At 72.5% G+C, this 10764-nt stretch carries 12 protein-coding genes and 1 tRNA gene; 5 read left to right on the top strand and 8 right to left on the bottom strand.

Annotated elements, in window-relative coordinates; translation table 11 throughout:
* Window positions 1–75 precede the first annotated feature (75 nt).
* From HET64_RS31010 to HET64_RS30985, 6 genes are all read right to left on the bottom strand, one after another.
* Window positions 76–453 (bottom strand): VOC family protein, encoded by a 378-nt coding sequence (locus tag HET64_RS31010; protein ID WP_215110472.1) that lies wholly within the window; start codon window positions 451–453, stop codon window positions 76–78.
* Between the two features lie 54 nt (window positions 454–507).
* Window positions 508–2109 (bottom strand): sigma-70 family RNA polymerase sigma factor, encoded by a 1602-nt coding sequence (locus tag HET64_RS31005; RefSeq protein ID WP_215110471.1) that lies wholly within the window; start codon window positions 2107–2109, stop codon window positions 508–510.
* 265 nt (window positions 2110–2374) lie between these two features.
* Complete coding sequence (locus HET64_RS31000) at window positions 2375–2569, bottom strand: antitoxin (RefSeq protein WP_215110470.1); 195 nt, start codon at window positions 2567–2569, stop codon at window positions 2375–2377.
* Between the two features lie 314 nt (window positions 2570–2883).
* A complete protein-coding gene (locus tag HET64_RS30995; protein ID WP_215110469.1) occupies window positions 2884–3909 on the bottom strand; it encodes an MASE1 domain-containing protein in 1026 nt (341 codons plus the stop codon).
* A 63-nt stretch (window positions 3910–3972) separates the two neighbouring features.
* The gene (locus HET64_RS30990; protein ID WP_215110468.1) at window positions 3973–4806 is read right to left on the bottom strand and encodes a PP2C family protein-serine/threonine phosphatase; all 834 of its coding nucleotides are present in this window, start codon (window positions 4804–4806) and stop codon (window positions 3973–3975) included.
* Window positions 4807–4906: 100 nt separating this feature from the next.
* The gene (locus tag HET64_RS30985; protein WP_215110467.1) at window positions 4907–5527 is read right to left on the bottom strand and encodes a DinB family protein; all 621 of its coding nucleotides are present in this window, start codon (window positions 5525–5527) and stop codon (window positions 4907–4909) included.
* A gap of 150 nt (window positions 5528–5677) precedes the next feature.
* On the opposite strand from HET64_RS30985, the gene HET64_RS30980 reads away from it, so the two are divergent.
* Window positions 5678–5947 (top strand): hypothetical protein, encoded by a 270-nt coding sequence (locus HET64_RS30980; RefSeq protein ID WP_003964175.1) that lies wholly within the window; start codon window positions 5678–5680, stop codon window positions 5945–5947.
* Window positions 5948–5962: 15 nt separating this feature from the next.
* Here HET64_RS30980 and HET64_RS30975 read toward each other — a convergent pair.
* A tRNA-Trp gene (locus HET64_RS30975) sits at window positions 5963–6038 on the bottom strand.
* A 197-nt stretch (window positions 6039–6235) separates the two neighbouring features.
* On the opposite strand from HET64_RS30975, the gene mptB reads away from it, so the two are divergent.
* The 3 genes from mptB (at window position 6236) to HET64_RS30960 (ending at window position 10341) form a co-directional block, all read left to right on the top strand.
* On the top strand, window positions 6236–7750 hold the full coding sequence (mptB, locus tag HET64_RS30970) for a polyprenol phosphomannose-dependent alpha 1,6 mannosyltransferase MptB (RefSeq protein ID WP_251146125.1): 1515 nt from the start codon (window positions 6236–6238) through the stop codon (window positions 7748–7750).
* Between the two features lie 309 nt (window positions 7751–8059).
* Window positions 8060–9736 carry an ABC-F family ATP-binding cassette domain-containing protein gene (locus HET64_RS30965; protein WP_215110465.1) on the top strand — a complete coding sequence of 559 codons (1677 nt, stop codon included), beginning with the start codon at window positions 8060–8062 and terminating at the stop codon, window positions 9734–9736.
* Window positions 9737–9771: 35 nt separating this feature from the next.
* Window positions 9772–10341 (top strand): AAA family ATPase, encoded by a 570-nt coding sequence (locus HET64_RS30960; RefSeq protein ID WP_215110464.1) that lies wholly within the window; start codon window positions 9772–9774, stop codon window positions 10339–10341.
* Here the strand turns inward: HET64_RS30960 and HET64_RS30955 are convergent.
* On the bottom strand, window positions 10326–10550 hold the full coding sequence (locus HET64_RS30955; RefSeq protein ID WP_003964170.1) for a hypothetical protein: 225 nt from the start codon (window positions 10548–10550) through the stop codon (window positions 10326–10328). The genes HET64_RS30960 and HET64_RS30955 overlap by 16 nt on opposite strands.
* Before the next feature lie 33 nt (window positions 10551–10583).
* Here HET64_RS30955 and HET64_RS39345 point away from each other — a divergent pair.
* Window positions 10584–10764: hypothetical protein (locus tag HET64_RS39345; protein WP_308370409.1), on the top strand; the 181-nt coding region annotated here is incomplete at its 3' end.

Genomic DNA, 10764 nt, shown 5'->3' with positions numbered 1-10764 from the left:
GGTCCGGTGAGGTCCGGGGCGGCCGGTCGGCGGCCGCCCCGGACGGGCCCGGGCGCGCGAGCGGTGCCGGAACGGTCAGTGCCGTACCAGGCAGAAGGGGTGCCCTGCCGGGTCGGCGTACACCCGCCACCCGCGCGCCTCGTCCCCGGCGTCGAGCAGGGACCCCCCGCACGCCAGAACCACCTCGTGTGCCTGTTCCTGGTCGGCTACGCCGAAGTCCAGGTGGAACTGCTGGGGCGGGTCCTGGCCTGGCCAGCCGGGCGGCCGGTGGTCGGCCACCCGCTGAAAGGCGAGGACGAGTCCACCGGGGGTGTGCAGCGTGGACCAGTCCGCGTCGCACGCCCATCTCCGGTCGGTGCGGTCGACCTCGCCCCCGAGCAATGACGCGTAGAAGCCGGCCAGTTCCTTCGGGTCCGGGCAGTCCAGTGCCACGCACTCCACTTGAGCGATCATGGCGGCATCCTAGGGGCGTCCGGCGGGCTGCCCCGACCACCTGTTCCGGCGGACTCAGCGGGCCCCGAACACCTGTGTCCACACCGGACCGCCGCCCGAATTCTGCTTGCCGACGCCGATCTCCTTGAAGGAACAGTTGAGGATGTTCGCGCGGTGTCCCGGGCTGTCCATCCAGGACCGCATCACGTCGGCCGGGGTCTGCTGGCCCTTGGCGATGTTCTCGCCGTAGGTGGACCACCGGTACCCCGCGGCGGTGATCCGGTCGCCGGGATCCCTGCCGTCCTGCGAGGTGTGCGAGAAGTAGTCGTTGGCCTCCATATCGGCTGAGTGCCGTTGCGCGGCCGTGTTGAGCTGATCGTTGACGGTCACCGGACCGCAGCCCTCCTTGGCCCGCTCGGCGTTGACCAGATCGGTGACCTGGCCGGCGGTCCCCGCAGGTGCGGGCGGTGCGGGCGCCGGCGGGTCCGGCTTCGGTGCCGGGGCGGCGGTGGTGGGCGCGGGCGGTGCCGGGGTGCTCTTCTTCGGCTTGGCCTTGGGCGTACGCGAGGGACTCGGCGTCGGGGAGGCGCTGGGCGACGCGGACGCGGAGGCCGAGGGAGACGGGGACGACGTCGGTGAGGCCGAGGTGGGTGCCTGGGAGCGGGGGGCCGGAGCGTCGGCGGTGACGGTCGTCGCGTCCCGGTCGTCACCGTCGGTGTAGAGGTGCACCGCCGCGCCGCCCGTGCCGAGCGCCGCGACCGCGACCACGGCGGCTATGGCTGAATTACGACGGCGTCGCCGGGCCTGCACCCGTCTGCGCTCCGCGCGCCCCGCTCCGGCGCCGTGCGGGCCAGGACCGGGCACCTGGAAGTGCGCAGCCGTGGTGAGCAGTTCCGGAGCGGCCCCGGCTCCGGCCGCGGCCACCGGAACCAGTGCGAGACCCACCAACAGCCCTTCGGCGGGAACAAGCCCCGAGCGGTGCCCCGAGCACACGGTGCATTCGCGGGCGTGCCGGGCCAGCCGCTTGCGCCACAGGGCGGAGGGGACGCCGTCCCAGCCGACGGCGATGTCCTCCAGCAGCACGCACGGCGGTTCGGCCGCCAGCGCGCCCACCACGACCCTCGCCGCCTCCAACTGGGCCTTCATCCGCTGCACCCGTACGGCGGTGTGCTGCGGGGAGAGTTCGAGGGCCGCGGCCACCTCGGCACGGGACAGGTGCCCGGCGGTCTCCAGCCACCACAGCGACAGCAGGGCGCGGTCGTCCTCGTCCAGCCAGCGTGTCGCCTCGGCGACCTGGCGGCGCTGGCCGGTCAGGCCGAGCTCCAGGATCGTCACCTCGACGAAATCCGCCCGGGGATCCGGCAGGTCGTACGCGGCGTCCAGCCGGTCCGCCGGTATCGCACCGGACTGCCTGTCCCGCCAGTGCGCGCGTATCTCGTTCATGGCTATCGCCACCAGCCAGGACCGGAAACGCTCGGGGTCGCGCAGTTCGGGCAGGCCCCGGAGCATGCGCAGCACCGTCTCCTGCACCACGTCGTCCACGTCCGCGTGACCGTCCAGCGCACGTCCGACGACGTTGTACAACAGCGGCAGGTACGCCGAGACGAGCTGGTCCTTGGCCTGCTGGTCGCCGGTCTGCGCCGCCGCGATCAAGACCGTCGGGTGATCCTTGCCCATGCTGTGCTCACTCTTCCGGGGTCCGGTGCTGTCACTTCCCACACTCGGGAGATGGGGTGCGGGCGGGACGATAACAAGAATCCGGCGGGCAACCCCGGAAAACTTCGCCGCCGTCCTCCGCCACCCGGCCTCGTCGGCCCCCGTGAGGCCGTTGCGCGCGGGGGCCCGACGTACTTCGCGCACCGGTCCGTGCCACGGAGTGTGATCCGTGGCACGGACCGGTGCGCGGCCCGGACGGCGGCCGTCCGGTCACCGGCGGGGCGGCTCAGGTGCGGGGCGGCCCGTCCTGGTCGCGGTCCGCCCCGAACTGCTGCCTGAGCTTGTCCTGACCGGTGTCGACGTGCCCCTTGTACTTGCCCTTGGTGCGCTCGTCGACCATGTCGCCGGCCTTGTCGATGCCCTTGCCGACATGCTCCTCGTGGCCCTTGAGCATCTTCTTGATCTTGTCCAGTGCGGACATGCGTCCTCCTCGTCGACTCTGCGCCCCCGTCTCAAGGGTCACCGCACCGGGCACCGCCCGCATCCGCGCCGAAGGACGACGAGGACGCCGACAGGTGGGACGGGGGCGGCCGGGAAGTGTGAAGCCGCGCCGACTGGGCACATACCGGTTGACCAGGAGGAGGTGGTGGCAATGGGCCGCATCCGAGTTGTCGTCCGTCGTCCCCCGCCCCCTTCGGGGCCGCCGCCGCTGGATCTGCGCACTCCGTCCGGCCGCCCCCTGCCGTACTGACCGTCGGCGGTCCCGCCCTTCGGGGCACGGGTGCGCAGGACGTGCTACCGCCGGTCCGGGTGGGGGCCGCCGTCGAGCGGGCCGTGTCGCCGCTCCCTGTCCTCGTACCGCGCCGCGGCCGGCCCCGACAGCGGTGCCAGCTGCTCCACCAGGGCCTCGAGCTCCTCGACGGCGTACTCCGTCTCGCGGCGGATGTTCTTGTGCTCCGCGACGACGGCCCCCAGCAGCAGTGCGGTGAGCGCGACGCTTGCGTTGAGCACGGAGAGATTGGCCATGATCTCCATCAGGCTGTGCCCGGCGAACGGCCCCACGGCATCCGTACCGGCGACGATGGCGAGCACCGAGACGACCAGGGCGCACGGAGCGCTGCCGGGCAGCTGGAAGCGCAGGGCCGCCCAGATGACCACCGGGAACACCAGATAGATCATCGACAGCGAGCTGCGCGTGGCGATGAGCGACGATGCGACCACGACGACCGCGAGGACCGACGCCTCCAGCCACCGGTCGGACGGGCGGGGCCACCGAACCCCGCGCAGGACCAGCAGCACGGGGGTGACGACCAGGACCCCCATCGCGTCCCCCGCCCACCAGGAGGACCAGACCAGCCAGAACCGTCCCGGCGGAACCTTGTCGTCGAGCAGCAGCGTGAAACTCCCGATGGTGGCGCTGATCAGCATCCCCGCGAACGCGCCGATGAAGACCAGCAGGACCCCGTCCCGCAGTCGGACCAGCTCACTGCGGAACCCGACCCTCCGCAACAGGGCGTACGAGACGAGGGGGGCGAGCGTGTTGCCGAGCATGATGGCCAGACGGCTCACGGTGAACGCGTCGCCGATCTCGGAGACCGTGACCAGCGTGCCCAGTGCGATGCCCGGCCAGACGCGGGCGCCCAGACACAGCAGAGAGGCCAGCGCGATGCCGGTGGGCGGCCACAGGGGGGTGACGACCGCGCCGTCCACGACGACCTGGCGCATCAGCCCGAGATGCCCCACCAGGTAGTAGGCGCCGGCCACGCCCAGGATCTGCGCCACGTACACGGCCCGACGTCTGGCTTCCTCGGTGCGGATCACACCACTCATCAGACACCGACCGCCACGGGACTCGGCAGGTGACACGCGCGGTACGGTCAGCCGTCACCGGGGTCCGCGTCGGGCGGCGCCATGCCGCAGGACCAGTACGGCGGCATCGTCCTCGTGGCCCGTCTCCTCTGTCGCGCCCAGGACCTCGTCGGCCAGCCGCGCCGCGCTCGCCCCGGCGTGCGCGGCGACCAGCTGCCGTACTCGCTCCAGGCCGTCCTCGATCAGCAGCGACGGTCCCTCGACGACCCCGTCGGTGAGCAGCACGATCGCCCCGTCGGAGTCGAGGGTGCGCCGGGTGACGGGATAGCCCTCGCCCGGCTCGATGCCCAGCGGCAGGCCGCCCGGGTCCTCCGTGACGCCGGACCGCCCCTCCGTGGTCGCCCACACGCATGCCACGTGCCCGGCCCGCGCGCTGTGCAGCTCCCAGGTCATCGGGTCCAGACGCATGAACGTACAGGTCGCGAAAAGGCCCGAGTCCACGGACACCAGCAGATCGTTCGTCCGGCCGAGGATCTCGCCCGGATCGGACGCCGTGCCCGCGATGGCCCGCATCGCGATACGGACCTGCCCCATGAAGGCGGCGGCCTCGACATCGTGCCCCTGCACGTCGCCGATGGCGAAGCCGAGGGCCCCGTCCGCGAGCGGGAAACCGTCGTACCAGTCGCCGCCGATGTCCAGACCGTGGCGGGCGGGCGCGTAGCGTGCCGCGGACTGGAGACCGGGGACCGCGGGCAGGGCCGCCGGAAGCATGTCGCGCTGGAGAGCCTGCGCGAGTTCCACCCTGGCCTGATGGAACTCCACCTCGCGCCGAGCGCGGGCAGTGAGGTCCTGCAAGGTGTTGAGCAGGTCTTCGGCGCTAGCTGAGCGGGGAGTCCGACGCCGGTTCATGTGCCGCTCCGCGGTGCGTTATGTCCCTGAATCATATGGCCGGCGTCCCTGAGCGGCGACTGCGGGCGCTTCCGCGTACCCGCGCCCCAGGGGGCGTCGCTCAGGACGGCCGGGCGCGGTACAGATCGCGGAGCAGGGCGACCTCGGCACCGTGGTGCAGCACCTCCTGGTTGACCCACCAGACGATGTCGACGAAGGGATCCTCGGCGTCGCTGCCGTTCGGATACGTGCTGTACCCGATGGTGTCCAGGGCCGCGTCGTCGGCGGTGAGCAGGGCTTCGCGCCAGGCGGCCGACGCGGTCTCGAAGGCGGCCACCGCCCCGGCGGCATCCCCCGGAGTGCGGTAGCCGTCGCGCGTGAGGGTCTTGCCCCCGCAGGTGTGGTCGGCACGGAGAGTGAGCATTTCGGCGAGATGGCTCAGACGCCACGCGATGGTGGTGAACGGCGGAGGGAACGGATGCGGGGAGTCGGCCGAGTCCCGCCCCCAGTCGCCGGCTCCCGCGAGAACGGTCGCCCGTGCCCCGGGGGCGCCGCCGCGACGGCGCACGGACCAGCAGTCGGGCACGGGTTCCCAGAGGTGTTCGTCGTCGCCGAGCGGGGTGACGCCGATGTCGACGCCGTTGCCGCTGTCCATGGCGGGACCGGCCAGGCGGGCGAGGAGCCGCTCGCAGGCGAAGTCGAACTGCTCCAGCAGCGGGATGAGGCGCGGTGGGAGGGTCATCGGTGGAGCGTGTCACGGCGGGCGGGCGGACGCGCGCCCAATTCCGGCGGCCACCGTCCCGCCCCGCCCGGACCGGCGGGGTGCGGCGGACACTGGCCGGATGGACCCTCGTACCGAGCCGTTGTCAGTGCCCGGTGGGATGCTGCCCGCATGGACGAGCTGATGAGGCAGCGACGGGTGTACGGCACCGACCACGACGACCCCCGCCCCGGGCCGAGGCCGGGGCACGACTACCGGGAGTTGGTCGGCGGCCCGCTCGACGGGCTGCTGCTCGACGTCACCGGCTGGGGCGAGGCGGACCTGCGCGACGGCGTCGGGCTGGTCACCGAGATCGGCGCCTACGGGCCCGGAGGACGCGCCGAGTACGGACCGCGGTCGCCGGACAGCCACCAGTGGGACTGGCGCGGCGACGTGCGGTGACAGGCCGGGTGGTGATGGCAGGGGCGGCAGGAATCGAACCTGCGGCATACGGTTTTGGAGACCGCCGCTCTGGCCTCTGAGCTACGCCCCTTCGTTACGGGTAAAGCCTGGCACGCGCGCGCCCGGACGCCAACAGGTTTACGTGGGCACGGCGTTGAACCCGTCGCCCGGAACGGCCCCCCCCGGCGGCCGGGGCTCCGGACGCGGCGCGGTGCCTCCTTCGGGAGACCGGGCAAGCCGGGGGAGGGGCTGCGGGCCGGTCCGGGCCGTCCGATAGGTTGGCCGGTCATGTGGGCTTTGAGCGCGGTCGGGCACCGTCGGCTGGGTGCGGCAGGATCTGTGGCGATCGTCGCCGGCGGCTGGTTCGCCGGAAAGCTGCCGGTCCATGACCCCTGGGGCCTGTGGACCGACCACGGGTCCGCCACGAAGGCGGCGGCGGCCGTCCTCGCCTACGTCGGACTGACCGTGCTCGTCGTCGCCTGGTGGCAGTACGGCAAGACCGCCTCCACCGTCCGCGAGACCCTCGTCACCCTCGCCTGGTGGACGGCCCCGTTCCTGCTCGCGCCCCCGCTCTACAGTGCCGACGTCTACAGCTACATCGCCCAGGGCTCGATGGTCGTCGAAGGGCACGACGTCTACACCGTCGGCCCCTCCGCCCTGGACCCCGGTGGAATCGGCGGCGACGCCGCCGCGAGCGTCGGCAACCACTGGCGCGACACCCCGGCCCCCTACGGACCGCTCTTCCTGCTGCTCTCCGCGGCCGTCGCCTGGATCACCGGCGGCACCATCGTCCCCGCCGTCCTGGCGATGCGGCTCGTCGCGCTCGTCTCCCTCGCCCTGATCGTCTGGTCCCTGCGCCGCCTGGCGCGCGAACACGACCGCAGCGAGAGCCGCGCCCTGTGGCTGGGAGCGCTCAACCCGCTGCTGCTGATGCACGTGGTCGGCGGCGTGCACAACGACGGGCTGATGATCGGCCTGATGCTCGCCGGCCTGGTGCTCGCGCTGCGCGGCAGGTGGATCGCGGGCAGCGCCCTGGTCGGGCTCGCCGTGATGGTGAAGTCCCCGGCGGCCGTGGCACTCCTGTTCATCGGGGTCCTCGTGCACGCGTCCGCGACCGGCCCCCAGTGGCGCCGCTGGGCCAAGGGGCTGCTCGCACCCGGCCTGATCGCCTGCGCGGTGGCCGGAGGGGCCACGCTGATCAGCGGCACCGGATTCGGCTGGCTCCGCACCCAGGGCGTCGCCGCGAACATCCACACCGCGCTCTCCGTCACGAGTGACATCGGCCTCGGACTGGGAGAGCTCGCCCAACTGCTCCTGGGCGTCGACGCGGAACCCGTCAAGTCCGCCGTCCAGACCCTGGGCCTGGCGGTGGCGCTCGGTGTGATCGTCGTGCTGGCCCGGCGTGCGATGCGGGGCGGTATGACGCCGGCCCACGCCCTGGGTCTCTCCCTGCTCGTTCTGGTCGCCCTCTCGCCCATGGTCCAGCCCTGGTACCTGCTGTGGGGCATGGCCGTCGTCGCCGCGACCGAACAGTACGGCCGACTCTCCGCCGTCCTGATCGTGCTCTCGGCGGCGCTGGTGTACGAGACCCACCCCATGGGCGCCACCCCGCCCTACGGATTCGTCCTGGCCGGCCTCGCCGCCGTCCTCGGCACCCTCGCGCTCCGGCGTACCCCCGTCGTGCCGCCCGGCGTCCGGCTGCCCGGCCAACGGGGCCCCGCGGACCCGGCGGGCTCGGAGGAGGACCAGGACACCTCCGCGTCCGCCGCCCCGCCCGCCCCGGCGCCGCAGGGCGCTCCTTGAACGAATCCTCTCGACGCCCGGCAAGATCCTCGGCTACGCTGAGCGAGTCCTGTTGTCTCCGATAGAGGTGGACGTTGCGCATCTGAGGTCCGCGATCATCGCGCGGTACGGCCCTGGCCCGTACACGGTCACGACGCTGTCGGCATGTCTGCCGCCCGTGACTTCCGCGTGGATGCGACCTCGGTGCTGAGCCGTCCCTCACCTTCGCAGGACTGTTCTTCCCGCCACCTTCCGGCCCCGGCCGGGTCGCCGCGTGCTGTTCGCATACGAAGCCCCCCGTTCCTCCCCGCTTCCGACTGCGAGAACCACATGAGCCATCCCACCGCGCCCAGCGCCTCCGTGGCAGCCTCCAACCTCACCTTCCGGTGGCCCGACGGCACGAACCTCTTCGACGGGCTCTCCCTCACCGTCCCCCGGGGCCGCACCGGTCTGGCCGGAGCCAACGGCGCCGGCAAGTCGACCCTGCTGCGCCTGTTCGCCGGACTGCAGCGTCCCTCGGAGGGGTCCGTCACGGTCGGCGGAAACCTTGCCTACCTGCCCCAGAACATCACCCTGGACACCTCCCTGCGCGTCGACGCGGCCCTCGGCATCGCCGAGCGCCGGGCCGCCCTGCGCGCCATCGAGTCCGGAGACGTACGGGAGGAGCACTTCGAGACGGTTCGCGACGACTGGGACGTCGAGGAGCGCGCTCTGGCCACCCTCGGCTCCCTCGGGCTCGGCACCGTCGAACTGGACCGCACTGTGGGGCAGTTGTCCGGAGGGGAGACCGTCCTGCTGCGCCTGGCCGCGCTGCTCCTGGAGCGCCCGGACGTCCTCCTCCTCGACGAGCCGACCAACAACCTGGACCTGTTCGCCCGCCGCAGGCTCTACGACGCCGTCGACTCCTGGCGCACCGGCATCCTGATCGTCGTCAGCCATGACCGGGACCTGCTGGAGCGGGTCGACCGCATCGCCGAACTGCGATCGGGCTCGGTCAGCTGGTACGGGGGCGGATGGTCCGCCTACCAGGAGGCCCTCGCCGCCCAACAGGAGGCCGCCGGGCGGATGCTGCGCGCCGCCGACGCCGACGTACGCCGTCAGCAGCGAGAACTGGAGGAGACCCGGATCAAGGTCGCCCGCCGCCAGCGCCACGACAAGAAGCTGGACGGCCGGCGGAAGGCACCGCGCATCGTCGCCGGGGAACGCAAGCGCTCGGCTCAGGAGTCCGGGGACCGGCTGCGCGGCCTGCACGAGGACCGGCTCGACGAGGCCCGCGAGCGCAGGGAGGAAGCCGCCGAAGCCATCCGCCGGGACGCCGAGATCAAGGTGGGCCTGCCCCACACCGCAGTGCCCGCGGGCCGCACCGTTCTGACCGTACGGGACCTGAGCCTGCCCTACGGACGGCTGCGCGAGGGCAGCCTCCAGGTGAAGGGGCCCGAACGCATCGCCCTGGTCGGGCGCAACGGGGCCGGCAAGACGACCCTGCTGCGGACGCTCACCGGGGAGCTCGCACCGAGCACCGGGGAGGCCACGGCCTCGGTGCCGCTGAAGTTCCTCCCGCAGCGGCTGGACGTCCTCGACGACGAGCTGAGCATCGCCGACAACGTCGCCCGCACGGCCCCGGGCACCACCGACAACCAGATCCGCTCCCAGCTCGCCCGGTTCCTCTTCAAGGGGGCCCGCGCGGAGCAGCCGGCGGGCACCCTCTCGGGCGGCGAGCGCTTCCGGGCGGCCCTCGCGGCGACGATGCTCGCCGCCCCCGCCCCGCAGCTGCTTCTGCTGGACGAGCCGACGAACAACCTCGATCTGGCCAGTGTGCGGCAGCTGACCAGTGCCCTGGAGTCCTACGAGGGCGCGCTCGTCATCGCCAGCCACGATCTGCCCTTCCTGGAGTCCGTGGGCATCACCCGCTGGATCCTGTTGGACGAGGCACTGCGGGAGACCGACGCCGAGGAGGTCCGCGAACTGTTCGGGAGCCCGGAGTCGACCCCGGCGGGCACGGCGTGACACCGACCGCACGATCGAAGGAGGAGGAGATCTTGATGGGCACCGACCTCGGCCCCTGTGTCGTACTGATCACCGGAGTCATGGCCGCGGGGAAGTCCACCGTCGCCCAGCTCCTGGCGGAGCACCTGCCACGCGCGGTCCATGTGCGCGGAGACGTCTTCCGCCGCATGATCGTCTCCGGCCGGGCGGAGATGACACCCGACGAGGCGGAGGAGGCGCGGAGCCAGCTCGACCTGCGCCAGCGGATCTCGGCACGGGTGGCCGACACCTACGCGGACGACGGATGGACGGCCGTCGTCCAGGACATCGTCCTGGGCGAGGACCTGCCCCGGTACGTCGACCGGGTCCGCACCCGCCCGCTCCACGTCGTCGTGCTCGCCCCCTCGCCCGCGACCGTGCGCGAGAGGGAGGAAGCGCGGGCGAAAACGGGGTACGGGGAGTGGACGGTCGAAGCGTTCGACGCGTTCCTGCGGAGCGGGACACCCCGTATCGGCCTGTGGCTGGACACATCCGGTCAGACGCCGGAGGAGACGGTTTCGGCCATCCTCGACGGGCTGCGCGGAGCGGGAGGTTCAGGTGGTGCGGCCTCTCAGGCCGCCTCGTAGTGGTGGGCCCGCCCGCCCCGCCACTCCACCCAGACCGGATTGTCGAGGATCCGGTCCGCTTCTTCGAGGCCGGCCTCGTTCAGGAACACGATCACGTCGTGGTCGCTGTGGGCCAGCCCGAGTATCTCGTCCCGGCCTTCGTAGTGCACGGTCACCCGGCGGCCGCCCGAGGGGGTCGGCCGGTGGATGACGATCGGGGGATTTGCCATGGGTCCACCCTGCGACGCGACCTGCACCCCCGCATCCCCGGCCCGCCTCCTCCGACGGCGAGCGGAAGCCGCCGCCGAAAAGGCTCCCGTGCCCCCGCCGCGGCCGTTCTCGTCTCCCAGGGAAAGCCGGCCACCGCCTCCAGCACCGAAGGCCCCTTCGGTGCGGCAGCCGCCGTGGACGGCGACACCGCCACCCGCTGGTCCAGCGCCTTCG

The sequence above is a fragment of the Streptomyces sp. McG3 genome, from assembly GCF_018619185.1.
GTDB lineage: Bacteria > Actinomycetota > Actinomycetes > Streptomycetales > Streptomycetaceae > Streptomyces.
Note: the sequence above shows the minus strand (reverse complement) of the source record. Positions and strands in the feature narration are given on the sequence as shown.